Consider the following 15170-nt stretch of genomic DNA (forward strand, 5'->3'; position numbering starts at 1 on the left):
CCGTGTCATGAGAATGTACCGTGGCCGCCTTGGTGATCGCTCGCCGCGGTGCCACGACGAACAGGAGCCCTATGCGCCCATCGGTGACGACCGTCCACGCCACTCCCGTCGCCGGCGGGTTCACCTTCCTCGAGGGGCCCCGATGGCGCGACGGCGAGCTGTTCGCCTCCGACTTCTACAGCGAGCGCGTACTCGCCTTCCGCGCGGGACGCTCGCCGACCACCGGTCATGAGGTGCGCACGGTGTGCGAGGTGCCGGGCCGACCGTCCGGGCTCGGATTCGCGCCCGACGGCTCGCTGCTCGTCGTTTCGATGCTGGAGCGCGCCCTGCTGCGGTGGGACGGCCGGGCCCTCACCACCGTGTCGCGCTTCGGCGACCTCATCGAGGGCGTCGCCAACGACATGATCGTCACCGAGTCCGGCTGGGCCCTCGTCGGCAACTTCGGCAATACCGACGCCGAGCCCGGGTCCCTGCGCGAGACGGCCCTGGTGCGGATCTCCCCCGACGGCCGAGCCGATCTACAGGGCCACGGCCTCAACTTCCCCAACGGCATGGTGCTCACCGCCGACCGGCGACGGCTGCTCGTGGCGGAGACCTTCGCCGGACGCATCTCCTCGTGGCCGGTGACCTGGAGCGGAGGCGGGCAACCCACGCTCGGGGAGCCGCGGGTGTGGAAGCAGTTCGGCAGCCCGCCCGGCCACCTCGACATCGAACGCGCCACCCGCGAGCTGCCCGTACTGCCCGACGGTCTGGCCATCGACGCACACGACCGGATCTGGGTCGCCTCCTCGATCGGGCACGGCGCACGGCTTCTCGCGCCGGACGGCACCCCCCTCGCCTTCGTCGACACCGGCGGCCTCAGCGCCTACGCGGTCGCCCTCGGCGGCGCCGACCAGTCCGTTCTCTACCTCTGCTGCTCGCCGCCACTCGGCACCGTCGACCCCGCCGTCACCACCGACTCGGTGCTGTACGCCGCGGACATCGCGGCACTGCGCCGACCCGCACCGCGCGCCTCCCGCGCCCCAGGAAAGGAGACACCATGACGACCACCACCGCGCCGACCGCCACCGTTCGTGCGCTGCGGTTCGCCGCGAAGGAGAGGGTCGCCGTCGTCGACGCCCCGCTCCCCGAGCCCGGACCGGGCGAGCTGGTCCTCGATATGAAGGCCGCGGGCCTGTGCGGAAGCGACCTGCACTACTTCCATATGACGCACGAGGAGATGCGGCAGGCGACTCAGCCGCGCTCGCCCGAGATGACGCCCGGCCATGAGATCGCCGGAGTGGTCAAGGCGGTCGGCCCCGGCGTGAACCACCCCGCAGTGGGAGACCGTGTCGCGGTACAGCACTACTCCGGCTGCGGCCAGTGCGAGAGCTGTCGGCGCGGCTGGGACGTGCACTGCGAGCGCGGCGCACGGGTGTACTCGCTCAACCGGCCCGGCGGCTGCCAGGACGAGCTGGTCGTCACGGCCAAGGACTGCGTGGTGCTGCCCGACGAGGTGAGCTTCCCCGTCGGCGCGTTTCTCGCCTGCGGTGCCACGACCGCCTACCAGGCGCTGCTCCGCTCGGAGGTGAGGCCGGGCGAAACCGTGGTCGTCATCGGCGTCGGCCCGGTCGGACTCGCCGTGCTCGCCTGGGCGAAGGCATTCGGGCTGCGCGCCGTCGGCACCGACCCGAGCCCCGAGCGCCGCGCCTTCGCCGAAAGTCTCGGCTACTCCAAGATCCACGATTCCGCGGGCTTCGACATCGAGGCCGTGGTACCCGGGGGCGCGAGCGCCGTCATCGACACCTCCGGGAACGTCCACGGCCGCCGTGCCGCCCTCGAGGCCGTGAAGACCTGGGGCACGGTGGTGTTCGTGGGGCTCGGCCCAGACTTCACCATCGACCCGGTACCGGATCTGATCATGCGTCAGGTGACCCTGCGCGGGATGTTCGTCTTCAGCGTGCCCCTGATGATGGAGGCCGTGGCGGAGGCCGGCCGGCTCGGTGTCGACCTCGCTCCGATCATCACCAGCGTCTCCTCGATCGAGGAGGGCCCCGCCGCCTTCGCGGACTTCGCCGCGGGCAGCGTCGGCAAGTCGGTCATCGGATGGGAGTGAGCATGGCGGGCGAAACAGCGGTCCGGCCCGTCGACGGCGGCGCCTGGACACTGGAGAACGACGCGGTCACCGTGCTGGTGAACCCGGCCCGGGGCACCGACATCCTCTCGCTGGTCTGGAAGGCCACCGGCGAGGAGGTCCTGTGGCGCAACCCGCGCTGGGTGGACCGGGTGCCGGCGTCCGACGCGGCGGATGCGAGCGATGTGTCGTTCTTCGACAACTACGCGGGCGGCATGCAGGAGTTGTTCCCGAACGCGGGGCCACCGACCACCGTGCACGGGGCTCCGCTGCCGTTCCACGGTGAGGCGGCTCGTCGCTCGTGGGCGGCCGGGACCGTGGAGACGGAGGACGGCACCGCGCTACGGTGCGTCACCCGGCTCGCCCGTTACCCGTTCCGTATGACGAAGACCTTCTCGCTCGACGGCTCCGTGCTGCGTTTCCGAAGTGAGGTGGAGAACCTGTCGGCGCGGGATCTCCCCTCGAACTGGGGCCTGCATCCCGCCTTCAACACCGCGACCGTGGCCCGCGCGGCCACCGTGTACGGCCCCTTCGAGGAACTCACCGCACATCCCGAGGATTTCGGCGCCCGGCAGTGGATGGCACCCGGCGAGACTCGGCGGGTGCCCGCCGTGGCCCCGGGTGTGGGAGCCCTCGAGCTCGCGCCGGGCGATGGCCCGACGGCCGACCTCGGCTACGCCACCGTGACCGGTGGGTGGTTCGGGCTGCGCTCACCCGGCTGCGGCCTGGTGGCGACGATGAGCTGGCAGTCCGAGCTGTTCCCCGAGATATGGGTGTGGCAGGAGTGCCGCGCACCCGGCGACTACCCCTGGTGGGGCACCGAACACATCGTGGCGGTCGAGCCGCATTCCACCTCTCCGTTCATGCCGCTCGGCGAGCGGCTGGAGCGCCCGGGGGTGCCCGTGATCCCGGGCGGATCGACGCTGAGCGCCCAGTTCACGCTCGGCGTGCACGAGATCGCCGAGGACGAGGTGCCGGTCGACGTCGACGAACGGGGCGTGCCGGTGCTGATCACCGTGCCGGACGAGGGAGAGGGTGTGGCATGAGCCGATTCACCGATCGCGTCGCGATCGTCACCGGGGCGGGGGCGGGCATCGGCCGGGCCGCGGCCGAGCGCATCGCGAGCGAGGGCGGCTCCGTCGCCGTCTTCGACATCTCGGCCGAGCGTGCCGAGGAGTCCGCGCGCGCGATCGCCGACGCCGGTGGCTCCGCCACGCCCTTCGCGGTGGACGTCTCCGACGGTGACCAGGTGCGGACCGCCGTGGACGACGTGGTGGCCACGCTCGGCGTCCCGTTCTCGCTCGTGAACAGCGCCGGCATCCTGCGCATCTCCCCCGCCCTCGAGATGAGCGTGGCGGACTTCGACACGGTGCTCGGCGTCAACCTGCGGGGCACGTTCCTCATGGCCACCGCGGTCGCGCGGCATATGGTGGCGGCGAAGCGGCCGGGCCGTATCGTCAACGTCTCGTCGATCCACTCGGTGATCTCACTGCGCGAGGCGGCCGCCTACGCCGCCTCCAAGGGCGGGATCGACGCGCTCACCTTCACCCTCGCGGGCGAGTGGGCCGAGTACGGCATCACGGTCAACGCGGTGCGCCCCGGAGCGACCTGGTCCGCGCTGACCACGCCGCTCTACACGGACGACGTCGTGGCCTCGCTGAACCGCCGCATCCCGCTCGGCGCGGTCGCCCGCGCGGAGCAGGTGGCCGCGGCGATCGCCTACCTGGCCTCCGAGGACGCCGCGTACTCCACCGGAGCGACGCTCTCGGTCGACGGTGGCTACACCATCAACGGCGACATGCCGGACACGGCCTACCAACGCGATTGACCGCTCACATGCGGCAGGGGCCGGAATCGGAAGATTCCGGCCCCTGCCGCATGTGCGGGGCCTGGCAGCGGCCCGCCCGGGATCAGAACACGGAGTGCGGGTCGAGGTAGTCGTCCACGTTCTCACAGTTGATGCCCGCGGCCTTCGTGCACCGCTGCTTCTTGATGTCCTTCGGCGCCACGTCACCGGTGCCGATCCGCAGCGCGATGTCGAAGGCGAGGTCGGCGGCGAGCTTCGGCGAGTTCAGACCGGTGGAGATGTACCGGCCCTCGCACCCACCCGACTTGATCTCCTGGAGCGCCTGCTTCTGGCCGTCCGCCGCCGCGGCCACCAGCGTCCTCTTATTGCCCTTGTCGCGCAGTGTGCTGAGGGCCCCGAGTGCCATCGAGTCGTTGAGGCCGACGATCAGGTCGACGTTCCGATGCGCCGCGAGGATCGACTCGGTGGCCGGTACCGCGGCGTCCTGCGAGTAGTTCGCGGACGTCCTTGCCACGACGCGGTAGTTGACGCCACCGGCGCGCAGGCCATCGAGAAATCCCCGCTGGCGGTCGGGGCCGACGATCTCGTCGTCCGGGCCACCGTTGAGGATGGCCAGGCTGATCGTCGAACCGTGGTGGAACCGCTTGGCCGCGAGCCGGCCGGAGAGCTTGCCGATCGTGTAGTTGTCGGAGGAGACGGAGGTGACGCCGACCCCGTCGATGCCCGTGTCGACGAAGACGAGGGGCACCTCCCCCGCCACGTCCTTGAGCTGTACCTTCTGCGTCTTCGGGCTCATCGCGTCGACCACGAGCACATCAATGCCCTGAGCCACCAGGGTCTGGGCCTGGTTGAGCTGGGTGACGGCGTCACCGTCGGCGTTCTGCACCTCCAGGTGGAAACCCCGCTGTCCGGCCTGCTTCCTGGCCGCGTCGACCATGGCCGCGAAGTAGGGCGCGTCCAGTTGCCGTTGGGAGAATCCGATGGTGACGTCGGTGGTGTCCTTGGCCTCCTTGGGTCCGCTGGAGGACGCCTTGCCACCGATGGTCGAACAGCCGGCCAGGCCGATCACCGCCGCCGACAGTGCGGCGAGCGAGCTCCGTCGCATGGTTGTCATGCAGGTCTCCGTGTCATGTCGGGTCATGCGCCGGTATCAGGAACGTGCGGTCTTCTGCCGACGGCGCCGGGTGAACTGGACGGTGGTGAGGACCATCGCGAAGATGATCAGGGCCCCGCGGAAGGCGTCCTGTAGGAATGTGGAGACATTGAGCAGCACCAGCAGGTTGGAGATCACGCCGAAGATGAGGGTGCCCAGGAAGGCTCCCAGCACCCGCCCGCGGCCGCCCACGAGGCTGGCACCGCCGATGACCACCGCCGCGATCGAGTCGATCTCGTAGTTGTCCCCTCCGGTCGGAGTGGCCGCGCCGATGCGGGCGGCGAGCAGGAAGCCCGCGAAGCCGACCAGTACACCGGCGATCACATACACCGAGATCAGGGTGGCCTTCACCGGTACACCGGCGGCGTGGGCGGCCTCCCTGCTGCTGCCGAGCGCGTACACCCGCCGCCCGAACACGGTGCGGCGGGTGAGGAAGGCCATGGCCATCGCGAGAGCGATCCAGACGATGCCGAGCACGGGGACGCCGGCGATCGCCGTCGTGGCGATGGTGCGGAAGTCGGCGGCGTGGGGGGCGATCGGCTGGCCCTCGGTGTAGGCGTAGACGAGCCCGCGGCCCAGCGCGAGCATGCCGAGGGTCACGATGAAGGCTTCGAGCCCGCGGTAGGCGATGAGGTAGCCGTTGAAGACGCCGATGGCGCCGCCCAGCACGATCGCCACCGCCACCGCGAGCAAGGTGTTCCCGCCGCCGAACAGACCGGCGGAGAGCACACCGGCGAGCCCGGCGACCGCGCCGACGGAGATGTCGATGCCACCGGTGAGCACGATGAGGAACTGCGCGAGGGTGACGATGCCGATCACCGAGACCTGCAACAGCAGGTTGGACATGTTGTACGAGGAGAAGAAGGCGTCGGAGGTGAAGCCGGCGAAGACCAGCAGGGCGAGAAGGATATAGAGCGGATACTGCTCCTTCGCCCATTGCCCGGCGCGGCGGAGCGTCAGGCCGCCGGGGGGCGTTTCTCCATGGGCCGCGGGTGGTGCGGCGACCGTCCTGGGCGCGGTGTCGTGGCTCACTGGACTTCTCCTCCGAGGGCGGTGCGGGTCAAGTCGTCGGTGGTGCTGGTCTTCGAGACGAACTCGCCGGCTATGACGCCGTCGCGCAGCACGATCACCCGGTTGCACAGGGCCAGGGCCTCTTCGGCCTCGCTGGTGACGACGACGACCGCCTTGCGCCGCTCGATGAGGCCCCGCACGATCTGGTAGATGTTCAATCGGGCGCCGACGTCGATGCCCTTGGTCGGTTCGTCCAGCACGAGGACCTCGGGCTCGCTCTCGAGCGCCTTGGCGATGCAGACCTTCTGCTGGTTGCCACCGGAGAGCGAGCTGGTCATCTGCTCGGCGCCGCCCTTGATGCGGAAGTCGGAGACCAGCCGCGCCACCCGGCGGCGCTCACGGCGGGTGTTCATCACTCCGCCGGTCGAGAACGCGCCGAGCGTGCTCAGCGTGAGGTTGGCGGCGTTGTCGAAGTCCTTGACGAAGCCCTCACGCCTGCGGTCCTCGCTGAGGTAGGCGATCCCCTGGCGCAGGGCTGCCCGCGGTGAGCGCGGGTTCACCTCATGGCCACGCACCCGCACCGTGCCGGTGTCGCGGTGCTGATGACCCGAGATCGACCGGGCGAGGGAGCTGCGCCCGCTGCCGACCAGACCGTAGATACCGACGATCTCGCCGTCCCGCACGGAGAAGGAGATGCCGGACGCGGATCCCGAGGACACGTCCCGCACCTCCAGCAGGGCGGGGGCGGCGGACGCGGACACCGGCTCCGGTGGCTCGAGGGCCATCACGGCCTCGCCGATCATGAGCGTCATGATCTCGTCGGGGGTCGTGTCCGCCCGGTCGACGACGTCGACGAGGGAGCCGTTGCGCATGACCGCGATGCGGTCGGCGAGCGCGAACACCTCCGGCATGCGGTGCGAGACGAAGACAACCGTGGCCCCGGCTTCGCGCTCCTTGCGCACGAGTGCCTCGACGTCCTTGAAGTGCTCCTCCGTGGTGGAGGCGGTGGTCTCGTCCAGCAGCAGCACACGGTGCTCGTTCACCTGGGACCGGCTGAGCGCCACCATCTGACGGGGACCGGGGCCGAGCCGTCCGGCCGGCATACCGAGGTCCACGTCGCGCATCCCGACCACGCCGAGGGCCGCGCGAGTGCGGTCCGCGCGGTCGCGGCCCCCGACGCGCTGCCACGGCCTCCGGCGGCCGGCCGAGCTGAGGCCGGTCAGCCAGACGTTCTCCTGGACGGTGAACGTGTCCACGATGACCGGCTCCTGATGCATGAGGAGCACTCCGGCGTCCAGGGCCGCGGAGGGTGTGGTGATCTCACCGTCGTATCCGTCCACGATCACGCGCCCGCTGGTGGGGCGCTCCTGACCGGCCAGCAGCTTGGTGAGCGTCGACTTGCCGGCGCCGTTCGCACCGCAGATGGCGAGCACCTCGCCCGCATAGCCACTGAGGGTGACGTCGGAGACGGCGACGACGCCCGGGTAGACCTTGCCTACCCCGTCGAGAGTGAAAGTGGTCGTCCTCGGTGGTGATGATGCGGATGCCGAGGACGCGACCGCGCCCATCCTGCTCAATTCGCCTGCTCCCTTGCGCTAGGCACGTCACTGCTCGTTCAGAAGGTCGACCACTGCTGCCCGGGGCTCGGTAGGGGCGCCGGGCTGGAACCTTTTTTCTCACGAGATGAACGCCATGTCTACCACGTGGGACAAACGAATGCGGCGACCTACCCCGCCGCGGACCCCTCGGCGACGACCGGTGCGGGGAAACGCGGCAGTACGTGGTCGGTGAGCTCGGCCAGTACGTCTTCGACAGGGCGGTCGCCCGGTCGCAGGTTGAACGAGACGTGCGCGACACCGAGGGCGGACATCTTCTCCAGGTGTTCCACGAGGCCGTCCCGGCCGGTGCGGAGTCCGAGCCGGATGGCGGTGGCGGGGGCCGCGGGGTCGGGCAGGAGGTCGAGCATCATCGGGGTCAGATAGGGCTTGGGGTGGTCGGCGGTCAGCCGCCGCCACTTCTCCGTCTTCAGGCGGAGCGCTCCGAGGTCGCGGGGGTAGTTGAGGCTCGCGTCGACGTGTTCGGCGGTCCACTCCGGGCTCTGCTGGGCATTGCCGGCGACCGCGATCGGGATGGTCCCGGCGGTGGGTTTGGGCAGCACATCGAGTTGCCGGTCGGCGGTGAGGCCGAGCCGTGGCAGTTCCAGCCCCTGGCCGGGTGGCGGGGTGGACCAGGCGGTGCGCAGCACCTCGACGCCGTTGCGGAAGGTTTCGGCGCGGCTGGCGAACTCGACGTCGAAGAGCGGGTATTCGACGGGACGGTCGCCGCTGGCCAGGCCGAGGATGAAGCGCCCGCCGGACAGTACGTCGACGGTCGCGGCCGCCTTGGCGACCAGGAGTGGCCGGCGCAGTGGCAGGACGACGGCCGCGGTGCCGAGGACGGTGCGTTCGGTGATCGCCGCGAGGTGGCCCAGGTGGGTGAAGGTTTCGAAGACCGACCCGGCGTCGCCGAAGTGCACCGGGTCGTACAGCGGGACGTCGCGGACCCACAGGGCGGCGAATCCGGACTGGTCGGCGAGGCGGGCGAGTTGGGCGTGTGCGTCGAGGGACGGCACACCGAAGGGGCGGCCCGCCTTCCGGTCGGTGGCCAACCGGGACTGTCCCCAGTCGTTGTCCAGGGGGAGTTCCAGGCCGAGGGTGAGGCGTCCGCCGTGGGGGTGTGTCAGGCGGCTCAGGGCAGTGGACATGACGCGAAGACGGCTTCCAGGAGAGGGGGAATCGGGGGTGAGACGGAGGTGAGGCGGAAGGGAATCAGGGGCGGGAACGGGCCGCGCCGCCGCGGCCGGCTGATGAGCACGGCCACAGCGGCGCGGTCGAGAGGAGTGGCGTCGGGTCAGTTGAGGGTGTCGGGGTCGGGCCCGGTGCGCTCGCCACGGTCGAGGGCGTTGATCGCCTCGATGTCCTCAGGGGTGAGGGTGAAGTCGAAGACGTCGATGTTCTCCCGGATGCGGGCGGGGGTCACGGACTTGGGGATCACGACGTTCCCGAGCTGTAGATGCCAGCGCAGAACCACCTGGGCGGGCGTCCTGCCGTGCCGCTGCGCTATCGCGGCGAGGGCGGGGTCCTGGAGAAGGGCGCCCTGGGCCAGCGGGCTCCACGCCTCGGTGGCGATCTTGTGCTGGGCGTGGAAGTCGCGCAGCTCTCCCTGCTGGAGGTAGGGGTGCAGCTCGACCTGGTTGACGACCGGGACCACACCGCTGTGGTCGAGCAGCCGCCGCAGATGGGCGGGCTGGAAGTTGGACACGCCGATGGCGCGGGTACGGCCGTCGGCCAGCAGCTTCTCCAGGGCGCGCCACGTGTCCAGGTACAGGTCGCGGGCGGGGGTGGGCCAGTGGATCAGGTAGAGGTCCACATAGTCGGTGCCCAGCTTGGCCACGCTGGCGTCGAAGGCCGCGAGGGTGGAGTCGTAACCCTGGTCGGCGTTCCACAGCTTGGTGGTGAGGAACAGCTCCTCGCGGGGGACGCCGGAGGTGGCCAGGGCACGGCCGACCCCGGCCTCGTTGCCGTAGATGGCCGCGGTGTCGATGCTGCGGTAGCCGGCCTCGATGGCGGAGCGCACCGCGTCGGTGGTCTGCTCGTCCGCCACCTGGAAGACGCCGAAGCCCAGTTGCGGGATCTCGAGGCCGGTGTGGAGGGTGAGGTTGGGTACGGAGGTCATGGTGCCTTCTCGGTTCGCTTGTGCTTGCGGGTATGTGTGGTGGTTCGGGGTCAGCCGAGAGTCGCGAGCGCGGTGGTGGCGATCCCGTGGTCCTGCTCGGGCGCGCCGCCGCCCACCCCGATCGCGCCGATCAGCCGGCCGTCGCGGTGGACCGGGACGCCACCGGCGAGGAACAGCAGCGGGCGGTCCAGGGCGGTGGGCAGGGTGTGGAAGGCGCCTCCGGGCTGGACCGCGTCGACCAGGTCCGCGGTGGGGGCGTTGAGCTGGAGCGCGGTGAACGCCTTGCGGGTGCTGGTCTCCCCCGCGATCAGTACGGCCCGGTCGTCGCGCCGGAAGGCCAGGAGGTGGCCACCGGCGTCGAGGACGCTGATCGCTGCCGTCACCCCGGCCGCCTCGGCGGCGGCGCGGGCGGCCTCGAGGAGAGCCTCGGCGTCCTGAGTGGTCAGCGGGGCGACGGCGGTCACGGTGGTGCTCATGGCGGGTTGGTCTCCTTGAAGGTGGTGGTGGTGTTCGGTGACGGGTAGCTCAGTGCCGGGCGGCCGAAACACGGGCCGGCTCGGTGGTGGCGCCGTCGTGGATGTGGCGGGCGTCGCGGCGCTCCAGGGCGGCGGAGAGGACGGCGAGGGCCAGGGCGGATGCGGCGAGGATGGCACCGACCCAGTTGGGGGCGGTGTAGCCGAGTCCGGCCGAGATCACCAGGCCGCCGAGCCAGGCCGAGAGCGCGTTGCCCAGGTTGAAGGCGCCGATGTTGACGGCGGAGGCGAGGGTGGGGGCGCCCGCCGCGTGGTCCAGCACCCGCTTCTGTAGCGGGGGCACGGTCGCGAAGCCCAGGGCGCCGACGAGAGCGATGGTGATGGCGGCCGCGATCTTGTTGTGGGCGGTGAAGGTGAACGCGGCCAGGACCAGCGCGAGCGCGCCCAGCGACACGTACAGCATCGGCATCAGCGCCCGGTCGGCGAACCGGCCCCCGAGGAGGTTGCCGCCGACCATGCCGAGCCCGAAGAGGACCAGCAGCCAGGTGACGGAGGAGTCCGCGAAGCCGGCGACCTCGGTCATCATCGGCGCGATGTAGGTGATCGCGGCGAAGACACCGCCGAAGCCGAGCACGGTCATCGCCATGGCCAGCAGCACCTGCGCGTTGCGGAAGGCGGCCAGCTCATGGACCAGGTGCACACCCTCCGGCTTGGGGATGTCGGGAACGAGCCGGGCGATGCCCACGAGGCCCACCACGCCGAGCCCCGCGACGAGGAAGAAGGTGGTCCGCCACCCCAGCGACTGGCCGATCGAGGTGCCCAGCGGCACGCCGACGACGTTGGCGACGGTCAGGCCGGTGAACATCATCGAGATGGCTCCGGCCTTCTTCTCGGGCGCGACCAGGTCGGCCGCGACGACCGATCCGATGCCGAAGAACGCGCCGTGCGCGAAGGAGGCGACGATCCGTCCCACGGCCATCACGCCGAAGGCGGGGGCGAGCGCGGAGAGCAGATTGCCCACCACGAACAGCCCCATCAGCAGCATCAGCATGTGCTTGCGGGAGATCTTCGTACCGAGCGCGGTCATCAGCGGTGCGCCGACCATGACGCCGAGCGCGTAGCCGGTCACCAGGAACCCGGCGGTGGGGATGGACACATCGAAGTCCCCGGCGACCTCGGGCAGCAGCCCCATGATCACGAACTCGGTGGTTCCGATCCCGAAGGCCCCGATGGCGAGGGCCAGCAGTGCGATGGGCATGAAAGTTCACTCCAAGTGATTGCTACCGCCCTTTACGAGCGTCCACGATACTTGCATACACACTAATTGCAAGCGCGCTATATTGCTCGGGCTGTGTATCACGTCACCGTCACCGCCGCGGGGCCCCCGCCCCGTCCCGACTCGCCCCGCCCCACTCAGGAGGCACCCATGACCACCTCGGACCTCGCCGCCACTCCCCTTGCCCAGAGCTGGTGCGCCCTGTCACTGCTGCACAGCAGGATCGAGACGCATCTCGAGGGGGCCCTTCACACCCGCCACGGGCTCAGCGCCCGCGAGTACGCGGTTCTGGACGTCCTGAGCCGACAGCACGACGGGGAGAACGGCCATCTGCAGATGAAGCAGGTCGCCGACGCCGTCGCCCTCAGCCAGAGCGCCACCACCCGCCTGGTCACCCGGCTCGAGGACCGCGAACTCCTCTCCCGCTACCTGTGTCCCACCGACCGGCGCGGGATCTACACCAACGTCACCGAGGCCGGTCTGGTACTGCTCCGCCAGGCCCGGCCGACATACGAAGGCGCCCTGCGCGAAGCGCTCGACCTGGCCGGCCGGGACCCGAGGCTCACCACCCTGGTCGCGGCCGTGGCGTCATTGGAGGCATCGCCCCTTGACGCTTCGTCACTCCGGATTCCGGGGTGCGGGCTCCCCGGCTGACCTCACACCCCGGGGGCGAGCCCACCGGGCAGTGGCCCCGCGCCCATCTCCCGCTCGTCCGAGAGCACCGTCTCGCGGAACGAGGCGACGACCGGCCGCAGATCGATGTGGTGCCAGACCGCCCACAGGTGAACGGACGCCTCATGCCAGGGAAGTGTGCGCACCGCCACGGCGTCGGTCGCCCCGCGCACCATGCTCTTCTGCACCAGCGCCAGCCCGAGACCGGAGGCCACCAGTCCGAGTGCGGTCAGCGGGTCCGCGGCATCGAGCCGGATGTCGGGCGTGAAGCCCGAGGCGACACACGCGGCGACGAAGGTGTCCCGCCACACCGGGTCGCCCGGCTCCTCGACCGCGATCCACGGCTGGCCGTCCAGCTCCCGCGCCGGGATGGTCTCGCGCGCGGCCAGCGGGTGGCCCGCCGGGAGGACGAGCAGCAACGGGTCCTCCAGCAGTGGCGCGGCCCGCAGCACGGGGTCGTCGCGGTCCGGTGGCTCCCGCACCAGGGCGATGTCGAGGCTGCGCTGGCGCAGTCCCTCGAACTGCTCGGCCGCGGGCATGCTGTACAGCGCCACATGGATGCCGGGGCTCTCCTCCTTCAGCCGGCGCAGCGCCCCCGGAAGCACACCGGTGTGCATGGCGTCGGCGACATAGCCGATGCACAGGCCGCCCTCTTCGCCTCTGCCCAGCCGGCGGCCCAGGTTCTCCAGCCGGTCGGCGTGGCGCAGCAGGGCCCTGGCCTCACTGAGGAAGATCGCGCCGTCGCGGGTGAGCCGGATGCGCTGCTGGCTGCGCTCGAACAGGGTGAGGCCGAGGTTCTTCTCCAGTTGGGCGATCTGCCGGCTGAGAGGAGACTGCGAAATATGGAGTTGCTCGGCGGCGCGGCCGACGTGTTCGGTCTCGGCCACCGCGACGAAGTAGCGCAGTTGGCGCAGGTCAAGCACGTAAGACCTCCGAGGACTCAACTCTATCCAAGAGAGTCTTGGACAGTCTGAAGTGGCAATCCTACTGTCGAAGACGAAAGAACGGCGGACCGGCCGAAGGCCGTGAGCCCGCCCACTTCCGCACTCTTCGCAAGGACCTTTCATGACCATCAAGTCCCTGCTCCCCGGCCGTCTCGGCCTGGGCACGGCACCGCTGGGCAGCATGTTCCGCGACGTCTCCACCGAGGAGGCCGCCGCCACCGTCGACGCCGCCTGGGACCACGGCATCCGCTACTACGACACCGCCCCCTTCTACGGCGCCGGCCTGGCGGAGATACGCCTCGGCGACGCGCTCGCCGGACGCCCCCGCGACCAGTACGTGCTCAGCACGAAGGTGGGTCGCGTCATCCTGGACGAGGTGGAGGACCCCGCCGCCCGTGACCTCGGCGAGAAGGGCGGACTGTTCGAGCACGGCCGTCCCAACAAGATGGTGCACGAGTGGACGGCCGACGCCACCCTGCGGTCGATCGAGGACAGCCTGCGGCGCCTGCGCACCGACCGGCTCGACATCGTCTGGGTCCACGACGTCGCCCAGGACTTCCACGGCGACGATTGGCTCGCCGTCTACGAGACCGCCCGCACCGGCGCCTTCCGCGTCCTCCAGCGGCTGCGCGACGAGGGCGTGATCAAGGCTTGGGGACTCGGTGTCAACCGTGTCGAGCCCATTGAGCTCACCCTCGACCTGGACGAGCCGAAGCCGGACGCCTTCCTGCTCGCCGGGCGCTACACCCTGCTGGACCACGACCGCGCCCTGGAGCGGCTGCTTCCCACGGCGGTCGGCCAGGGCGTCGACCTCGTCGTCGGCGGCCCGTACAGCTCCGGCATCCTCGCGGGCGGCACCCACTTCGAATACCAGGACGCGCCCGCGCACATCGTCGAGAAGGTCACGCGCATCAAGGAGCTCGCCGAGCGGCACGGCGTCAGCGTCAAGGCGGCCGCCCTTCAGTTCGCCCTCGCCCATCCGGCGACCGCCGCCGTGATCCCGGGGGCGACCCGGCCCAGCCGCATCGCCGAGGACGTCGCGGCCCTCGACGAGACCGTCCCCGCGGCGTTCTGGACCGAGCTGCGCGACGCCGGGCTGGTCTCCCCGCCGGCCCCCCTGCCCACCGACTGATCCACCCTCCCGTCTCCCATCCCGACAGGAGCATTTCCATGGCCTCCACCACCGTGTCGCTCGACCTGCCCGTACCGCCCGAGCGAGTGTGGCAGCTCATCGGCGGCTTCGACTCGCTGCCCGACTGGCTGCCGTACATCTCGGAGAGCGTCCCCGCCGAGGGCGGCCGGGTCCGCCATCTGCGCAACGAGGAGGGCGGTGTGATCGTCGAGCGGCTCGTGGCCTTCGACGACGCGGCGCGCTCGTACAGCTACGCCATCCTCGACGCGCCGTTCCCGGTGACCGACTACCTGTCCACCCTGACCGTGCGCGAGGTCCCCGGCCGGTCCGGCGCCTCGCATGTCGAGTGGTCCGGGACGTTCACCCCCACCGATGTCAGCGAGGACGAAGCGGTCGCGCTCTTCCACGGCATCTACGCGGACGGTCTCGCCGCCCTGCGAAAGACCCTGGAGGGCTGACCGCCTGACGGGCCGATGACGATTTCGAACTGAAATTCCATGCGAACAGATGGGCGAGTTTCCGGCGGGCCGGTGGGCCGGAAGCCCGCCCACTTCGTTTCTCCCACGCCATGTCCTCGGCGGCCTGAAACTCGTACGGACGTCCCGCCCACCTCGCCGAAATGGGTTTCTGAAGGGCACCCGAGCGGCCACAGGTGTTGCTGCGACTTCTCCCCTGCCTTTATCGGGCAGGAGTTCGACATCCTTCCACGGCTTCGGCGTGGCCGATCCGGACCCGTTGCGCATGTCGGTGCGATGACCACTCAGTTCACCGCGACATGAGCACTCCGGCATTCCATCGCCCCCGCCACCCCCTACGTCCCTGGTAGAGCTTGCACCCCATCCGGATCTTGGGCTTTCCGCAAAGGGAAATCCGGC

At 70.3% G+C, this 15170-nt stretch carries 15 protein-coding genes; 7 read left to right on the forward strand and 8 right to left on the reverse strand.

Annotated elements, in window-relative coordinates; genetic code table 11:
- Positions 1-71: 71 nt before the first annotated feature.
- Genes ACK1X7_RS08170 through ACK1X7_RS08185 form a run of 4 tightly spaced genes read left to right on the forward strand, consistent with a single transcriptional unit; the run spans position 72 to position 3941 of the window.
- Complete coding sequence (locus ACK1X7_RS08170; RefSeq protein ID WP_413114872.1) at positions 72-1043, forward strand: SMP-30/gluconolactonase/LRE family protein; 972 nt, start codon at positions 72-74, stop codon at positions 1041-1043.
- Positions 1040-2095 (forward strand): alcohol dehydrogenase catalytic domain-containing protein, encoded by a 1056-nt coding sequence (locus ACK1X7_RS08175; RefSeq protein WP_413114873.1) that lies wholly within the window; start codon positions 1040-1042, stop codon positions 2093-2095. Before ACK1X7_RS08170 ends, ACK1X7_RS08175 begins: the two co-directional genes overlap by 4 nt.
- A 2-nt stretch (positions 2096-2097) precedes the next feature.
- Positions 2098-3159: a hypothetical protein gene (locus tag ACK1X7_RS08180; protein WP_413114874.1), complete on the forward strand. Its 1062-nt coding sequence runs from the start codon at positions 2098-2100 to the stop codon at positions 3157-3159.
- A complete protein-coding gene (locus tag ACK1X7_RS08185) occupies positions 3156-3941 on the forward strand; it encodes an SDR family NAD(P)-dependent oxidoreductase (RefSeq protein ID WP_398160509.1) in 786 nt (261 codons plus the stop codon). Before ACK1X7_RS08180 ends, ACK1X7_RS08185 begins: the two co-directional genes overlap by 4 nt.
- 82 nt (positions 3942-4023) lie before the next feature.
- On the opposite strand, the gene ACK1X7_RS08190 is transcribed toward ACK1X7_RS08185, so the two are convergent.
- The 7 genes from ACK1X7_RS08190 to ACK1X7_RS08220 all read right to left on the reverse strand — a co-directional run bounded on the left by ACK1X7_RS08190 (position 4024) and on the right by ACK1X7_RS08220 (position 11529).
- Entirely contained in the window at positions 4024-5034 is a 1011-nt protein-coding gene (locus ACK1X7_RS08190) for a sugar ABC transporter substrate-binding protein (RefSeq protein WP_413114875.1), read from the reverse strand.
- Positions 5035-5070: 36 nt separating this feature from the next.
- Positions 5071-6105 carry an ABC transporter permease gene (locus tag ACK1X7_RS08195; protein WP_385156343.1) on the reverse strand — a complete coding sequence of 345 codons (1035 nt, stop codon included), beginning with the start codon at positions 6103-6105 and terminating at the stop codon, positions 5071-5073.
- Positions 6102-7652 (reverse strand): sugar ABC transporter ATP-binding protein, encoded by a 1551-nt coding sequence (locus tag ACK1X7_RS08200; RefSeq protein WP_385156359.1) that lies wholly within the window; start codon positions 7650-7652, stop codon positions 6102-6104. Before ACK1X7_RS08200 ends, ACK1X7_RS08195 begins: the two co-directional genes overlap by 4 nt.
- A 158-nt stretch (positions 7653-7810) precedes the next feature.
- Positions 7811-8827, reverse strand: coding sequence for a TIGR03571 family LLM class oxidoreductase (locus ACK1X7_RS08205; RefSeq protein WP_385156346.1), 1017 nt, complete (start codon positions 8825-8827; stop codon positions 7811-7813).
- 146 nt (positions 8828-8973) lie between these two features.
- Complete coding sequence (locus ACK1X7_RS08210) at positions 8974-9798, reverse strand: aldo/keto reductase (RefSeq protein WP_385156349.1); 825 nt, start codon at positions 9796-9798, stop codon at positions 8974-8976.
- A 50-nt stretch (positions 9799-9848) separates the two neighbouring features.
- Positions 9849-10274: a GlcG/HbpS family heme-binding protein gene (locus tag ACK1X7_RS08215; protein ID WP_385156352.1), complete on the reverse strand. Its 426-nt coding sequence runs from the start codon at positions 10272-10274 to the stop codon at positions 9849-9851.
- Positions 10275-10323: 49 nt separating this feature from the next.
- A complete protein-coding gene (locus ACK1X7_RS08220) occupies positions 10324-11529 on the reverse strand; it encodes an MFS transporter (protein WP_385156355.1) in 1206 nt (401 codons plus the stop codon).
- Between the two features lie 168 nt (positions 11530-11697).
- On the opposite strand from ACK1X7_RS08220, the gene ACK1X7_RS08225 reads away from it, so the two are divergent.
- Positions 11698-12201, forward strand: a complete 504-nt coding sequence (locus tag ACK1X7_RS08225; protein ID WP_014059003.1) for a MarR family winged helix-turn-helix transcriptional regulator — start codon at positions 11698-11700, stop codon at positions 12199-12201.
- Positions 12202-12203: 2 nt separating this feature from the next.
- Here the strand turns inward: ACK1X7_RS08225 and ACK1X7_RS08230 are convergent, their stop codons facing one another.
- On the reverse strand, positions 12204-13142 hold the full coding sequence (locus ACK1X7_RS08230) for a LysR substrate-binding domain-containing protein (protein WP_385139821.1): 939 nt from the start codon (positions 13140-13142) through the stop codon (positions 12204-12206).
- A gap of 142 nt (positions 13143-13284) precedes the next feature.
- Between ACK1X7_RS08230 and ACK1X7_RS08235 the strand changes: the two genes are divergently transcribed.
- Positions 13285-14295 carry an aldo/keto reductase gene (locus ACK1X7_RS08235; protein WP_398160513.1) on the forward strand — a complete coding sequence of 337 codons (1011 nt, stop codon included), beginning with the start codon at positions 13285-13287 and terminating at the stop codon, positions 14293-14295.
- Positions 14296-14333: 38 nt separating this feature from the next.
- Positions 14334-14753 (forward strand): SRPBCC family protein, encoded by a 420-nt coding sequence (locus tag ACK1X7_RS08240; protein WP_385139827.1) that lies wholly within the window; start codon positions 14334-14336, stop codon positions 14751-14753.
- The last annotated feature ends 417 nt before the right edge of the window (positions 14754-15170 follow it).

This window comes from Streptomyces sp. CY-1 (assembly GCF_047218265.1).
In the GTDB taxonomy this organism is placed as follows: Bacteria; Actinomycetota; Actinomycetes; order Streptomycetales; family Streptomycetaceae; genus Streptomyces; species Streptomyces niphimycinicus.